The 14,768-nt window shown below is 70.9% G+C and carries 11 protein-coding genes; 4 read left to right on the plus strand and 7 right to left on the minus strand.

Translation table 11 applies throughout. The features are described from left to right. Positions 1 to 282 precede the first annotated feature (282 nt). The 4 genes from MXD57_RS10435 (at position 283) to MXD57_RS10450 (ending at position 5,424) form a co-directional block, all read left to right on the plus strand. Positions 283 to 1,503, plus strand: a complete 1,221-nt coding sequence (locus MXD57_RS10435; RefSeq protein WP_250401063.1) for a thiolase family protein — start codon at positions 283 to 285, stop codon at positions 1,501 to 1,503. After that, positions 1,500 to 3,629 carry a 3-hydroxyacyl-CoA dehydrogenase NAD-binding domain-containing protein gene (locus MXD57_RS10440; RefSeq protein ID WP_250401064.1) on the plus strand — a complete coding sequence of 710 codons (2,130 nt, stop codon included), beginning with the start codon at positions 1,500 to 1,502 and terminating at the stop codon, positions 3,627 to 3,629. The genes MXD57_RS10435 and MXD57_RS10440 overlap by 4 nt, the downstream gene beginning before the upstream one ends. 252 nt (positions 3,630 to 3,881) lie before the next feature. Beyond that, positions 3,882 to 4,979, plus strand: a complete 1,098-nt coding sequence (locus MXD57_RS10445) for an LCP family protein (protein ID WP_250401065.1) — start codon at positions 3,882 to 3,884, stop codon at positions 4,977 to 4,979. A gap of 52 nt (positions 4,980 to 5,031) precedes the next feature. Continuing rightward, the gene (locus MXD57_RS10450) at positions 5,032 to 5,424 is read left to right on the plus strand and encodes an NTP pyrophosphohydrolase (protein ID WP_250401066.1); all 393 of its coding nucleotides are present in this window, start codon (positions 5,032 to 5,034) and stop codon (positions 5,422 to 5,424) included. A 168-nt stretch (positions 5,425 to 5,592) separates the two neighbouring features. On the opposite strand, the gene MXD57_RS10455 is transcribed toward MXD57_RS10450, so the two are convergent. From MXD57_RS10455 to MXD57_RS10485, 7 genes are all read right to left on the minus strand, one after another. Next, positions 5,593 to 5,889: a hypothetical protein gene (locus MXD57_RS10455; protein WP_250401067.1), complete on the minus strand. Its 297-nt coding sequence runs from the start codon at positions 5,887 to 5,889 to the stop codon at positions 5,593 to 5,595. A gap of 80 nt (positions 5,890 to 5,969) precedes the next feature. Beyond that, positions 5,970 to 7,571 (minus strand): glycosyltransferase family 39 protein, encoded by a 1,602-nt coding sequence (locus tag MXD57_RS10460; protein ID WP_250401068.1) that lies wholly within the window; start codon positions 7,569 to 7,571, stop codon positions 5,970 to 5,972. Between the two features lie 27 nt (positions 7,572 to 7,598). Beyond that, positions 7,599 to 9,122 carry an amino acid permease gene (locus tag MXD57_RS10465; protein WP_250401069.1) on the minus strand — a complete coding sequence of 508 codons (1,524 nt, stop codon included), beginning with the start codon at positions 9,120 to 9,122 and terminating at the stop codon, positions 7,599 to 7,601. A 139-nt stretch (positions 9,123 to 9,261) separates the two neighbouring features. Beyond that, the gene (gene dxs, locus MXD57_RS10470; protein ID WP_250401070.1) at positions 9,262 to 11,190 is read right to left on the minus strand and encodes a 1-deoxy-D-xylulose-5-phosphate synthase; all 1,929 of its coding nucleotides are present in this window, start codon (positions 11,188 to 11,190) and stop codon (positions 9,262 to 9,264) included. A gap of 125 nt (positions 11,191 to 11,315) precedes the next feature. Next, positions 11,316 to 12,626, minus strand: coding sequence for a sugar ABC transporter permease (locus tag MXD57_RS10475; protein WP_250401071.1), 1,311 nt, complete (start codon positions 12,624 to 12,626; stop codon positions 11,316 to 11,318). Next, the gene (locus MXD57_RS10480) at positions 12,623 to 13,414 is read right to left on the minus strand and encodes an ATP-binding cassette domain-containing protein (protein WP_250401072.1); all 792 of its coding nucleotides are present in this window, start codon (positions 13,412 to 13,414) and stop codon (positions 12,623 to 12,625) included. The genes MXD57_RS10475 and MXD57_RS10480 overlap by 4 nt, the downstream gene beginning before the upstream one ends. Positions 13,415 to 13,660: 246 nt before the next feature. After that, the gene (locus MXD57_RS10485; RefSeq protein WP_250401086.1) at positions 13,661 to 14,761 is read right to left on the minus strand and encodes a sugar ABC transporter substrate-binding protein; all 1,101 of its coding nucleotides are present in this window, start codon (positions 14,759 to 14,761) and stop codon (positions 13,661 to 13,663) included. Between the last annotated feature and the right edge of the window lie 7 nt (positions 14,762 to 14,768).

Below are 14,768 nucleotides of genomic sequence, written 5' to 3' on the forward strand. Positions count from 1 at the left end.
GAGCGGCTGGTGCCGTGCCCCGGAAGGCTCGCGTCGTCCGCGGTCCGTCGCGAGTCGGGGCTTCGCCCGCGGACCGGACGTACCCGGGTGCGGCGACGACGCGGCGAGGCGCCGTGCCGGACGACGCGACCCGGTGAACCCTTTTGCTCCCGGCACTGGACTGCCCCGCCGGTGTGACGTTCACCGCTCCGGCCGGGGGGAGGACTGGGCAGTCACGTTACCCGCAAGTAGCATGGCCCGTAAGCAAGCGCTCAGCATCCCGCACCCTGGAGGAGAGCCATCGTGCCTCGTACCGTCAGGGACGTCGTCTTCGTCGACGGCGTCCGCACCCCGTTCGGCAAGGCGGGCCCGAAGGGCATCTACCATGAGACCCGTGCCGACGACCTCGTCGTCAAGGCGATCCGGGAGCTGCTGCGCCGCAACCCGGGTCTGGACCCGAAGAAGATCGACGAGGTCGCCATCGCGGCGACCACCCAGATCGGTGACCAGGGCCTGACCCTCGGCCGCACGGCCGGCATCCTCGCGGGCCTGCCGCAGTCCGTCCCCGGCTACTCGATCGACCGCATGTGCGCCGGCGCCCTGACCGCCGTGACGGCCACCGCCGGTTCGATCGCGTTCGGCGCCTACGACGCCGTCATCGCCGGTGGCGTGGAGCACATGGGCCGCCACCCGATGGGCGAGGGCGTGGACCCGAACCCGCGCTTCGTCTCCGAGAAGCTGGTCGACGAGTCGGCGTTGTTCATGGGCATGACCGCCGAGAACCTGCACGACCGCTACCCGCAGATCACCAAGCTGCGCGCCGACGAGTACGCCGTGCGCTCGCAGGAGAAGGCCGCCAAGGCGTACGCCAACGGCAAGATCCAGCAGGACCTGGTGCCGATCTCGGTGCGCCGGACGAGCCCCGAGGGCGGCGAGACGGGCTGGGGCCTGGTCACGGCCGACGAGCCGATGCGCCCGGGCACCACGCTGGAGAACCTGCAGGGCCTGAAGACCCCGTTCCGCGTGCACGGCCGGGTCACCGCCGGCAACGCGGCCGGCCTGAACGACGGCGCCACCGCGTCGATCATCGCGAGCGAGGACTTCGCCCGCGAGCACCAGCTTCCGGTCAGGATGCGCCTGGTCTCCTACGCCTTCGCGGGCGTCGAGCCCGAGGTGATGGGCTACGGCCCGATCCCGGCCACGGAGAAGGCTCTCGCCAAGGCGGGTCTGTCCATCTCCGACATCGGTCTGTTCGAGATCAACGAGGCCTTCGCCGTCCAGGTGCTGGCCCTCCTCGACCACTACGGCATCGCGGACGACGACGCGCGCGTCAACCAGTACGGCGGCGCGATCGCCTACGGTCACCCGCTCGCCTCCTCCGGCGTCCGTCTGATGACGCAGCTCGCCCGGCAGTTCGAGGAGCAGCCGGAGGTCCGCTACGGCCTCACCACCATGTGCGTCGGCTTCGGCATGGGCGCGACGGTCATCTGGGAGAACCCGCACTTCGACGGAGGCGACAAGTGAGCACCACCGCTGAACTCCTGAAGGGCGCGGCCGAGCTGTTCCCGGACGAGGTCGTCACGCAGGCGCACGTACGCCACTTCGACCTGCCGTTCGGGGCCGGACGCTTCGCGCTCATCACCCTGGACAACGGCCTGGACCACACCAAGCCGACCACCTTCGGCCCGCAGTCGCTCGCCAACCTGGGCACCGCGATCGACCAGGTGGAGAAGGAGGCCGCGGACGGCGAGATCGTCGGCGCCGGCATCACCGGCAAGCCGTTCATCTTCGCGGTCGGCGCCGACCTCAAGGGCGTGGAGCTGCTCAAGCAGCACGACCACGCGCTGGCCATCGGCAAGGGCGGCCACGAGGTCTTCAAGCGCCTCGCCAAGCTGGCCGTGCCCACGTTCGCCTACTACAACGGCGCGGCGATGGGCGGCGGCGTCGAGGTCGGCCTGCACTGCACCTACCGCACGGTGTCGAAGGCCATCCCGGCGTTCTCCCTGCCCGAGGTCTTCCTGGGCCTGGTCCCGGGCTGGGGCGGCTGCACGCTGCTGCCGAACCTGATCGGCGCCGACAAGGCCGTCTCGGTCATCATCGAGAACAGCCTCAACCAGAACAAGCAGCTCAAGGGCAAGCAGGTCTTCGAACTGGGCATCGCCGACGCCCTCTTCGAGGGTGCCGACTTCCTGGAGCAGTCGCTGCTGTGGACCGCCCAGGTCCTCAAGGGCGACATCCAGGTCGAGCGCCCGGCGATCGACCGCGGCGAGGCCTGGGACCAGGCCGTCGCCCGCGGCCGCTTCGTCGCGGACGGCAAGGTGCACGGCGCGGCCCCGGCCGCCTACCGGGCCCTGGACATCATCGCGGCCGCCAAGAACGGTGACCTGCAGCAGGGTTACGACGCCGAGGACCAGGCCCTCGCCGACCTGATCATGGGTGGCGAACTGCGCTCCGGCATCTACGCGTTCAACCTGGTCCAGAAGCGCGGCAAGCGTCCCGCCGGCGCCCCGGACAAGAACCTGGCCCGCCCGGTCACCAAGGTCGGTGTCGTCGGCGCCGGCCTGATGGCCTCCCAGCTCGCGCTGCTCTTCCTGCGCCGCCTGGAGGTGCCGGTCGTGCTGACCGACATCGACCAGGAGCGCGTCGACAAGGGTGTGGGCTACGTCCACGCCGAGATCGACAAGCTGCTCGGCAAGGGCCGGATCAACCAGGACAAGGCCAACCGCCTCAAGGCGCTGGTGACGGGTGTCCTGGACAAGGCCGAGGGCTTCTCGGACGCCGACTTCGTCATCGAGGCCGTGTTCGAGGAGATCGGTGTCAAGCAGCAGGTGTTCGCGGAGGTCGAGGCGGTCGCCCCGGCGCACGCGATCCTCGCCACCAACACCTCCTCGCTGTCCGTGTCGGAGATGGCGTCGAAGCTGAAGCACCCCGAGCGGGTCGTCGGCTTCCACTTCTTCAACCCGGTCGCGATCCTCCCGCTGCTGGAGATCGTCCGCGGCGAGAAGACGGACGACGCCTCGCTGGCGACCGCCTTCGCGGTGGCCAAGAAGCTCAAGAAGACCGCGGTCCTGGTGAAGGACGCCCCGGCGTTCGTCGTGAACCGCATCCTCACCCGCTTCATGGGCGAGATCCAGAACGTCATCGACGAGGGCACCCCGGTCGAGGTCGCGGAGAAGGCGGTGGAGCCCCTGGGCCTGCCGATGTCCCCGCTGGTCCTGCTCGAACTGGTCGGCCCGGCGATCGGCCTGCACGTCTCGGAGACCCTCAACCGGGCCTTCCCGGACCGCTTCACGGTCTCCCCGAACCTCGCGGCCGTCGTCAAGGCGGGCAAGCGCGGCTTCTACGTGTACGACAGCGGCAAGCCGGAGCTGGACCCGGAGGTCGCCGCGCTGCTGAAGCAGGGCGACACGGTGCTGACCGAGGATCAGGTCCGCGAGCGCGTCCTGGACGCGGTCGCCCAGGAGATCGGTCTGATGCTCGACGAGGGCGTCGTCGCCGAGGCCCAGGACATCGACCTCTGCCTGATCACCGGTGCCGGCTGGCCCTTCCACCTGGGCGGTATCACGCCGTACCTGGACCGCGAGGGTGTCTCCGAGCGGGTGAACGGCAAGCGGTTCCTCGAGGCGGGCGTGGCGAGCGTGCCCGCGTAGCCGCTCCGTCCGACGGGCCAGAGGGCCTGGGGGCGGGGCGAGCCGGAACGGGGACCGGGCGCGGCCAAAGCCTCGTGGGGGCAGGGCGGTTGGGCGTGCTCCCCGGCCCGGACAACCGGGCGCATCACCCATACGTCCGTGCGAAGGCGCGTCTATAGTTCAAAGCCAACCAAGTGTCGGCCGAGCAGCACCGACCCGGCCCCTCACGGGAGCGGCCTGCTGTCCCCTGGGCATGAGTTGCGAGGACCCGCCGTGCGCCACGACCCGAGCACCCCCGCGCCACCCGACCGCCGGTCCCGGCCCGACGACGAACGAGGCGCCCCGAAGAGGAAACGCCGTACCGGCAGGATCGTGCTCCTCTCCCTGCTCGCCCTCACCCTCGCCGTCGGCGGCACGGCCTACTGGCTCTACGACGACCTCGACAGCAACATCAAGGGCGTCGACATCGACAAGGCGATCGGCGACGACCGGCCCGGGAAACCGCCCACCTCCGGCCAGAACATCCTGATCCTGGGCTCCGATTCGCGGGCCGGTGCCAATGCCTCGCTGGCCGACGACGACGTCTCGGGGGCTCGCTCCGACACCGCGCTGGTGATGCACATACCCGAGGGCCGCACCCGGGCCGTCGCCGTCAGCATTCCCCGCGACACCCTGGTGAGCCGGCCCGAGTGCACCAGGTCGGACGGTTCCACGGTCGCGGCCGCCGGACGCGTCATGTTCAACTCCATCTACTCCCAGGCCGGTCCCGCCTGCGTGGTCAAGACCGTCGAGCAGATCTCCGGGGTCCGCATGGACCACTACGTCGAGATCGACTTCGCGGGCTTCAAGGAACTCGTGGACGCCATAGGCGGGGTCACCGTCACCGTCGAGCGGGACATCCACGACAGCTCCAGCGGCCTCGACCTGACGGCCGGCACCCACAGGCTGGACGGCACCCGGTCCCTCCAGTTCGTCCGCACCCGGCACGGCATCGGCGACGGCAGCGACCTCGGCCGCATCGGTCTCCAGCAGCGGTTCATGCTGGCCCTGCTGAGCGAGATCAAGGAGCAGGACCTGCTGGGCAGCCCCACCAGGTCCTACCGGATCGCGGACAAGCTCACCTCCGCCCTCACCACCGACTCCGACCTGGCCTCGCTGACCGCACTGGCCGAGTTCGGCCGCAGCCTCAACGGCGTCGACCCCTCCACCATGGAGACGATCATGCTTCCGGTGCGGTACGACAGGGTCGACCCCAACCGCGTGGTGGCCGCGGAGCCGCAGGCGTCGCAACTGTGGCGGGCGCTGCGCCACGACACCGCGATCCCGGAGTCCGCGAAGAAGTCCCCCGCCACGGGTGGTGGTTCGGCCTGACACCCACCGCACCGCACCTCCTGGTCCGACACCGGCGTGGGACCCTGGGTCCATGACCGACCCTCTCGGCTCCCCGGCCGCCGACGGCCCCCTGCTGCTGATCGTCGACGGCGCGAACGTCGTCGGTTCGCGGCCGGACGGCTGGTGGCGGGACCGCCGGGGTGCGGCGCGCCGACTGCGGGACCGGCTGGCCGCCGAGGGGCTGCCCGGCCATGACGCGGCCGTGGAGATCGTGCTCGTGGTCGAGGGCGCCGCGCGTGGGGTGGAGTCCGTGCCGGGGGTGCGGGTGGAGGCGGCGCCCGGCAGCGGGGACGACCGGATCGTGGAGCTGGCCGCTGAGTTCGCCGCCCGGCGCCGCCTGGTGGTCACGGCCGACCGTGAACTGCGGCGCCGGGTGACCGAGCTGGGCGCGGAGGTGACCGGCCCGCGCACGGTGCTCGGCTGAGCGCTGGTCCGCCGGCGCACGGCCGGGCCCGCGCGTGGCGTACGGCCGCCCCGCGGGGTACGTCCTTCGCGCGCACGGTCCCGGCCGGCGGCCCGCGGCGGACCGGGCCGCCCGCCGGGCCGCGGCACGGCTCCGCGGCGCGGCCGGTTGCCGCGTCCGGGCCGGGGATCAGGCCGAGTAGGCCACCATCAGGACGAAGACGCCGGACAGGCCGAGGAAGCCGAGGGCCGTTCCGGTCACGGCGGGCCACATGCGGCCGACCCCCAGGCGGGCGTAGCGGATGCCCGCGAGGCCGAAGGTGACGGCGAGGCCGCCGGCCAGCCACGACCACGGCATCACGGCGAACATGAGGCCGGGACAGAAGCCCGGGGCGGCGATGATCCCGAGGACGAGCGCGGTGGGGCCGAGGGCGACGGCGGGTGTGTCGCCGGGGTTCGGTGCGGTCGGTGCGGTCGGTGCGGACATCTGATCCCCCTGATTTGAACGTGTTCAAATGCTTGTCCCGAGCATAACAGGGGGCTCACGCCCGATCGGCCGGGCCCCGCTCAGCCGCCGGGGATCCGGGCGTAGAGCACCGCCCCGTCGACCCGGCCCACCTCCTCGTACCGCCCGTTCAGCAGCCCGCGCAGGCTGGGGAGGCGGTCGGGGCGGTACGGCTTGCCCCGGGAGTCGTCGACCACCAGGGCCGGGGCCCGGGCGGTCATCTCGGCACGGAACACGGGCCAGGCGTCCGCGACCGCGTACTTCTCGCCGACCCGGGGGCCGTCGCGGCCGCCGCTGTAGTTGGTGAGCAGGCCCGCGGTGAGGTAGCGGCTGGCCGGAGCGCGGTTGGCCAGCCAGTACGTCTCGGGGTGCATGCCCCAGACCAGGACCCGGTCGGCCGGTGCCGTGCGGTGGGCCAGGGCGGTGGCGAGGCGCTGGGAGTGGGCGAGTTCGGAGCGCGGGGCGAGCAGGCCCCAGGTGAGGAACAGGGCGCAGCAGCAGGCCGAGGTGAGGACGGCGGACACCAGGTGGACGCGGGGCAGGAGTTGGAGCGCCGCCGTGGCCAGCAGGGCCGCGGGCGGAAGGAGTTGCAGGTAGTAGTGCCCGAAGAAGTGGAAGCCGAGGACGACCGCGCCCGCCGAGGACCCCAGCCAGAGCCAGAGGTCGGCCCCCACGGCGCCCGGCACACGCGGGACACCGGTGGCGCGGCGCGCCCGCAGCGCCCGTAGCACCGGGGGCACCAGGCCCGCGCAGGCCACGGCCAGGATCGCCGTGTTGGCCAGCCCCCGGCCGAGGACGAGCAGTTCCGAGCCGGTGAAGGAGGCGTAGGCGGTGGATCCGGTGACCGTCCAGAACAGGAACCCGGCCGGATCGGTGACGAGGGCGGCGCACAGGACGGGCAGCGCGAAGCCGGCGGCCAGCCGCACGGCCCCCGCCCGCACGACCCCCGTACGCCGGGCACCGGCCCGCGCGTCCGCCGCTCCGCCCGCCCCCCGGGCATCCCCCGCGCTCGCCCCACCGCGCCGGCAGAGCAGCCACACCACCGGCAGCAGCACCGCGCCGCCCGTCTGCTTGGTGAGGAAGGCGCAGGCGACGGCGGCCCCGGCCGCGCCCCAGCGGCCGCGGTCCGCGCTCCACAGGGCGGCCACGGTGCCGGGCAGTATGAACACCTCGAAGGTCGCGGCCTGCGCGTCCTCCGGGTTGAGCCCGACGGAGACCAGCAGGTACAGCACCCCGGCGGTACGCCCGGCGGTGTCCCCCCAGCGGCGGCGGGCCACGGAGGCCAGCAGGGCCGCGGTGAGCAGTTGCGCGGCGATCGCCAGCACCCGGAGCGGGGCGAGCGAGCCGGAGCCGAAGACGGCGAAGGCGGCCTCGTACAGCCAGGGCAGCAGGGGCGGCTTGCGGTCCACGACCGTCTCGTAGAGCCGGCCGCCGTGCGCGAGGAGTCCGGCCTGGACGGCCAGGTAGCCCTCGTCGGGGTTCCACAGCGGGCGGACGAAGGACGGCGTCCGGGTGACGCAGGCCAGCGCCGCCAGGGCGGGCAGCAGCCTTGTCCAGTACGCCGTCCGGGTGACCGCGGGCCGTGCGGAGATGGGCGGGGCGGCGAGCGTGGGCAGCACGGACAGCACGCTATCCGGCCCCGCGGTCCCGGCGAAGCGGAACATACGGGGCCGAAGGGGGCGGTCGGCGGGCTACTGCTGCTTTCCGGGCGGCGCCCCGGGCACCTCACCGGCCGCGGCCTGCTCGCGCAGGGCGAGCAGGCTGTGCCTCCGGCCGTAGAGGAGGTAGACCGCGATGCCGATGACCATCCAGATGGCGAAGCGGAGCCAGGTCTCGGCGGGCAGGTTGAGCATCAGCCACAGCGTGGCGCACACGGACAGGATCGGGACCACCGGGACCCAGGGGGTGCGGAACGCGCGCGGCAGGTCCGGACGCGTCCTGCGCAGGATGATGACGCTGATCGCGACGACGACGAACGCGAACAGCGTGCCGATGTTCACCAGTTCGGCCAGCTCGCTCAGGCTGGTGAACCCGGCCACGATCGCGATGATCACGCCGAGCAGGATGGTCGGCCGGTGCGGGGTCTTGAAGCGCGGGTGGACGCGGGAGAAGAAGCGCGGCAGCAGCCCGTCACGGCTCATCGCGAAGAACACCCGGGTCTGGCCGAGCAGCAGGATCATGCAGACGGTCGTCAGGCCGACGGCGGCGCCGAAGCTGATCACGCCCGCGTACCAGGGGTGCCCGACGGACTTGAAGGCGTCGGCCAGCGGGGCCTCCACCGACAGGCCGGTGTACTTCTGCATCCCGGTGACGACGATGGAGACGGCGACGTAGAGCACGGTGCAGATCAGCAGCGAGCCGAGGATGCCGCGCGGCATGTCCCGCTGCGGGTTGCGCGTCTCCTCGGCGGCCGTGGCGACGATGTCGAAGCCGATGAACGCGAAGAACACCACCGAGGCGGCGGTGAAGATGCCCATCACACCGAAGTTGGCGGGCGCCCAGCCGAACATGAGCTGGATGAGCGGCGCCTTGAGATTGCCGCCCGCCGACACCGGCTCGGGGTCCGGGATGAACGGCTTGTAGTTCGCGCCGTGGATGAAGAAGGCGCCGGCGATGATCACGATCAGGACGACGGCCACCTTGATGGCCACCACGATCGAGGTGATCCGGGCGGACAGCTTCATGCCGAGCACGAGGATGCCGGTGAGGGCCAGGACGAGCGCCGCGGCCAGGATGTCGAAGCCGAACCCGGAGGCCCCGTCCCGGCCGGCCAGGTAGTCCGGCAGGTGCCAGCCGGCGTTGTCGAGCAGCGAGCGGATGTAGCCCGACCAGCCGACGGCCACCACCGCCGTGCCGAGGGCGAACTCCAGGACGAGGTCCCAGCCGATGATCCAGGCCGGCAGCTCACCGAGGGAGGCGTACGAGAAGGTGTACGCGGAGCCCGCCACGGGGACCGTGGAGGCGAACTCGGCGTAGCAGAGCGCGGCGAGCGCGCAGACCACGCCGGCCGCCACGAAGGCCAGGGACACCGCCGGACCGGCGTTGTTCTTGGCGACCTGTCCGGTGAGGACGAAGATACCGGTGCCGATGATGACACCCACACCGAAGACGGTCAGATCGAGGGCGGAGAGGGACTTCCTGAGCGAATGCTCGGGTTCCTCGGTGTCCCGGATGGACTGTTCGACGTTCTTCGTCCTGAAGAGCGCACTGCTCACTGCCTACCTCCCACGCTTGTCGTCCTCGACATGATCGAGAGGGCCGGTGTGCGTATGCCCGGCACAGGCAGGTTTACGCAGAAGGGCCGGTTCCGCCACCCGGAGAACGGGGCGGAACCGGCCCTGCGGCCGCTTTTCCCTAGTCGCGCGCGGGCTCGACGGAGTCGACCTCTGCCGCCGTACGGTCGAACCGGCCGTCCAGCTTGGAGACCAGACCGGTGACCTGGCGGGCGATGTCGGGGGCGGTCAGCCCGATCTCGGCCATGACCTCGGCGCGGGAGGCGTGGTCCAGGAAGCGCGGCGGGATGCCGAAGTCGCGCAGCGGCACGTCCACACCGGCGTCGCGCAGGGTCTGGGCGATCGCGGAGCCGACACCGCCGACGCGGCTGTTGTCCTCGACGGTGACGACGACCCGGTGCCGCTCGGCGAGCGGGGCCATGGCCTCGTCGACGGGCTTGACCCAGCGCGGGTCGACCACGGTGGTGGAGATGCCCTGCCGCTCCAGCAGGCCGGCGATCTCCAGGCACATCGGCGCGAGGGCGCCCACGGAGACCAGCAGCACGTCCGGGCGGTCGGTGCCGGGCTCGCGCAGCACGTCCATCCCGCCGACCCGGCCCACGGCCGGTACGGCGGGGCCGACGGCGCCCTTGGAGAAGCGGACCACGGTCGGCGCGTCGTCGACGGCGACCGCCTCGCGGAGCTGCGCCCGGACCTGGTCGGCGTCGCGCGGGGCGGCCAGCCTCAGGCCGGGCACGACCTGCAGGATCGACATGTCCCACATGCCGTTGTGGGAGGCTCCGTCGGTGCCGGTGACACCCGCCCGGTCCAGGACGAAGGTCACCCCGCACCGGTGCAGGGCCACGTCCATCAGGACCTGGTCGAAGGCCCGGTTGAGGAAGGTGGCGTAGACGGCGAAGACCGGGTGGACGCCGGCGTGGGCCAGGCCCGCCGCCGACACGGCTCCGTGCTGCTCGGCGATGCCGACGTCGTAGACCCGGTCGGGGAAGCGCTTGGCGAACCTGTCCAGGCCGACCGGCTGGAGCATGGCCGCCGTGATGGCCACGACGTCCTCGCGCTCCTCGCCGAGCTTGACCATCTCGTCGCCGAAGACGGAGGTCCAGTCCGCACCAGAGCTGGCGATCGGCAGACCGGTGTCGGGGTGGATCTTGCCGACGGCGTGGAAGCGGTCGGCCTCGTCCTGCAGCGCGGGCTGGTAGCCGCGGCCCTTCTCGGTCAGGCAGTGCACGATGACGGGCCCGCCGAACCGCTTGGCCCGGGCCAGCGCCGACTCCAGGGCCTCGATGTCGTGCCCGTCGATCGGGCCGACGTACTTCAGGCCCAGGTCCTCGAACATGCCCTGCGGGGCGATGAAGTCCTTCAGCCCCTTCTTGGCGCCGTGCAGGGTCTCGTACAGCGGCTTGCCGACGACCGGCGTGCGGTCGAGGATGTCCTTGGTCCGGGCGAGGAAGCGCTCGTAGCCGTCGGTCGTGCGCAGGGTCGCCAGGTGGTTGGCCAGGCCGCCGATGGTCGGCGCGTAGGAGCGCTCGTTGTCGTTGACGACGATGACGAGCGGGCGGTCCTTGGCCTCGGCGATGTTGTTCAGGGCCTCCCAGGCCATGCCGCCGGTCAGCGCGCCGTCACCGATGACGGCGACGACGTGGCTGTCCCGCTCCATGAGCTGGTTGGCCTTGGCGATGCCGTCGGCCCAGCCGAGCACCGTGGAGGCGTGGCTGTTCTCGATGACGTCGTGCTCGGACTCGGCCTGCGAGGGGTAGCCGGACAGGCCGCCCTTCATCTTCAGCCGGGAGAAGTCCTGCCGGCCGGTGAGCAGCTTGTGGACGTAGGACTGGTGTCCCGTGTCCCACAGGACCTTGTCCTTCGGGGAGTGGAAGACGCGGTGCAGGGCGATGGTGAGCTCGACCACACCCAGGTTGGGGCCGAGGTGGCCACCGGTCTTGGAGACGGCGTCGACGAGGAAGGTCCGGATCTCCTCCGCCAGCCGGACCAGCTCCTCCGGGCTGAGCCGGTCCAGATCGCGCGGTCCCCTGATGCGGGTCAGCAGCGGCACCCGTGCCTCCTTGCAGTAGAGCTGATCGAGCTGTTGCCGGGCCTGTCGAGTCTAATGTTCCGGGTTTGCGGGACACGACAGTGCCCGGCACCTCGCGGTGCCGGGCACTGTTTCGACCCGGGACGCTACGCGCGACCCGCGGTCTTCTGCGTCTTGCGGGTGACCGAGTCGATGACCACGGTGGTCAGCAGCACCGCCGCGGTGATCATGTACTTCACCGGCTCGGCGATGGACTCGAGCTGCAGACCGTACTGGATGGAAACGATCACCAGCACACCCAGCAGGGCGTTCCAGGTGCGGCCACGGCCACCGAAGAGCGAGGTGCCGCCGATGACGGCCGCGGCGATCGCGTTCATCAGCAGGTCGCCGGTACCGGCGCTCTGGTTGGCGGAGGCGATCTTGGAGGCCAGGAACAGACCGCCGATCGCGGCGAAACCGCCGGCGATGCCGAACACGGAGATCCGCACCGCGGTGACGTTGATGCCCGCACGGCGGGAGGCCTCGACGCTGCCGCCGAGCGCGAAGATCTTGCGGCCGTAGGAGGTGCGGCGCAGCAGGAAGTCGGTGCCGACCAGGAAGGCGAGGAAGATCACCGTGGCCAGCGGCAGCCCCTTGTACTGGTTGTACATGTACGCGGCGGCGAAGGAGACCACGGCCAGCAGGGCGGTGCGCAGGACGGTGTCGCTGAGCGGCCGGGACGGCACGCCCGCCGCCTCGCGGCGCCGGTTGCCGAGGAAGGAGCTGACGAAGAACAGCGCGACCACGACCACCGCCAGGCCGTACGCGGCGGCCACGTCGGCGAAGAAGTACGTGGTGAGCTGGCCGATCAGGCCGTCGCTGTCGAGGTTGATCGTGCCGTTGGCACCGAGCACCTTGAGCATGAAGCCGAGCCAGAACAGCAGGCCGGCCAGGGTCACGGCGAAGGCGGGAGCGCCGAGCACCGCGAAGAAGAAGCCGTGGGCCGCGCCGATGGCGAGACCGGCGGCGACGGCGACGAGGACGGCCGCCCACTCGGGCCAGCCCTGGTTGACCGCGAGGACGGCCGCGAGGGCGCTGGCCGCGCCGCTGACGGAGCCCACCGACAGGTCGATCTCACCGAGCAGCAGCACGAAGACGATGCCGACGGAGATCATGCCGGTGCCGACCATCGTGACGGTGATGTCGCTGATGTTCTGCGCCGACAGGAAGTTGGAGTTCAGCATCTGGAAGATGACGCAGATGGCGGCGAGGCCCACGACGACCGGGAGGGAACCCAGCTCGCCGGCCTTCATCTTGCGCTTGAACTCGTCCCAGTAGCCGAAGATGCCTTCCTGGCGCACCAGCAGCCGGGGGTCGACCGCGGCGGCCGAGGGCACGGCGGCCTCGGGGTTCTCGGCGGCTCCGCCCCCGTGCGGGGCGGACTTGTCGAGATTCGCGGAGGTCTTGTCGACGCTCACTTGGAAACCTCCCCGTTCGTGCGCGCCGCACGGCGGGTCACGGCGTTGTCGGTGGCGCCGGTGATGGCGGAGATGATGTCCTCCTGCGAGGTCGTCTTGACCTCGAAGACGCCGTTGTTGCGGCCGAGGCGCAGTACGGCGACCTTGTCCGCCACCGCCTTCACGTCCGCCATGTTGTGGCTGATGAGGATGACGGCGTGGCCCCGCTCGCGCAGGCGCTCCACGAGGTCGAGGACCTGGGCGGTCTGCTCGACGCCGAGGGCGGCGGTCGGCTCGTCGAGGATGACCAGCTTGGGGTCGCCGAGCATCGAACGGGCGATGGCCACGGTCTGGCGCTGACCGCCGGAGAGCGAGGCGATCGGGATACGGACGCTGGGGATGCGGATCGACAGCGTGGTGAGCAGCTCGCGGGCGCGGCGCTCCATCTCGACCTCGTCCAGGACGCCGAACCTCTTCAGCTCGCGACCGAGGAACAGGTTGCCGACGACGTCGATGTTGTCGCACAGCGCGAGGTCCTGGTAGACCGTCGCGATGCCCAGGGCCTGGGCGTCGTGCGGGCGGCTGATCGACACGGGCTTGCCGCCCCACTCGATGGCGCCCTCATCGATGGGGTGCACGCCGGCGATCGTCTTGACCAGCGTGGACTTTCCGGCGCCGTTGTCGCCCACGAGGGCGACCACCTCACCGGCGTGGACCTCAAGCTCTACGTCGGTGAGCGCCTGAACGGCACCGAACCGCTTGGAGACCCCGCGCAACGCCAGCACGGGCGTAGCGGACACGTGAACCATCTCCTTCGCCGCCTGACCCGGCGGGAGGTTGTGCAGAGAAGTTGGGGGGTAGGGACTCTCGTCCGGATCAGGCGCGAGCACGGCATGATCCGGGCGGAAGGTCCCGAGTTCCGTCCGACGCCCCGCACCGAGCTTGCGGGGCTGCGTGAATGCGCGGGGCGCCGGAGGAGTCTGGGAGGACCCGGTCCGGCCCGGTGCCGGCGCTCCGCGAGGAACGCCGGTACGGGGGACCGGAGTCGGTGCCGCTTACTTCAGGCCGAGCTTGTCGCAGGCGGACTTGTACTTGCCCGTGCAGATGTCGGCGACGGTGTAGACGCCGTCCTTGATGACGGTGTCGTTGATGTTGTCCTTGGTCAGCGCGGTGACCGGGACGAGCACCGAGGGGACGTCGTTGGCGGAGCCGGAGGAGACCTTGTCCTTGGCGACGGAGTCCAGGCTCTCGCCCTTGGCGAGGGCGACGGCCATCTCGGCGGCGGCGTCGGCCTCGGGGGCGTACGGCTTGTAGACGCTCATGTACTGCTCACCGGAGACGATGCGCTGCACACCGGCGAGCTCCGCGTCCTGGCCGGTGACCGGGACGGAGATGCCCGCGGCCTTCAGAGCGGTGATGATACCGCCGGCCATGCCGTCGTTGGCGGAGTAGACACCCGCGATCTTGCCCTTGCCGAGCGCGGAGATCGCCGCCTCCATCTCGGAGTTGGCGTTGTCCGGCGACCACTCCTTGGTGTCGAACTCCTTGGCGACGGTGACCTTGCCGTCGAGGACGGAGTGCGCGCCCTTCTTGAACTGCGCGGCGTTCGGGTCGGTGACCGAGCCGTTGATCATGACGATCTTGGAGGACTTGGTGGCCTTGCCGCCCAGCGCCTTCAGCAGGGCCTCGCCCTGGGTCTTGCCGACCTCTTCGTTGTCGAACGAGGTGTAGGCGCTGATCGGGCCCTCGGCGAGACGGTCGTACGCGACGACCTTGATGCCGGCGTCCTTGGCCTTCTGGACCGAGTTCTGGATCGCCTTGGCGTCCACCGCGTCCAGGATCAGCACGTCCACCTTGTTGGTGATCATGGTGTCGACCTGCTGGGCCTGCAGGTTCGCGTCCTGGCGGGCGTTGTTGTACTGGATCTCCGCCTTGTTGTTCGTCAGCTCCTGGATCTTCTTCGTGATCAGGGGCTTGTCGAACTTCTCGTAGCGGGCGGTCTTGTTCTCCGGAAGCAGGAGACCGACCTTGATGTTGTCGCCCTTCTTGGCGGACGCCGAAGAGCTGTCGCCCCCCTTGGACTCCTTGGCACTGCCACAGGCGGCCAGCGAGACGGCCATCGCACCAGCGGCAACGGCAACGGCGGCACGACGCATACGCGTG

Origin of the sequence: Streptomyces cellostaticus (genome assembly GCF_023630175.1) — a bacterium.
GTDB lineage: Bacteria > Actinomycetota > Actinomycetes > Streptomycetales > Streptomycetaceae > Streptomyces > Streptomyces cellostaticus_A.

Bases quoted from the DNA above. Each gene is read 5' to 3' on its own strand.
- MXD57_RS10450 (WP_250401066.1), top strand. From the start codon at position 5,032: ATGACCGACCCTCTCGGCTCCCCGGCCGCCGACGGCCCCCTGCTGCTG.
- MXD57_RS10455 (WP_250401067.1), bottom strand. From the start codon at position 5,889: ATGTCCGCACCGACCGCACCGACCGCACCGAACCCCGGCGACACACCC.
- MXD57_RS10460 (WP_250401068.1), bottom strand. From the start codon at position 7,571: ATGTTCCGCTTCGCCGGGACCGCGGGGCCGGATAGCGTGCTGTCCGTG.
- MXD57_RS10480 (WP_250401072.1), bottom strand. From the start codon at position 13,414: ATGGTTCACGTGTCCGCTACGCCCGTGCTGGCGTTGCGCGGGGTCTCC.
- MXD57_RS10485 (WP_250401086.1), bottom strand. From the start codon at position 14,761: ATGCGTCGTGCCGCCGTTGCCGTTGCCGCTGGTGCGATGGCCGTCTCG.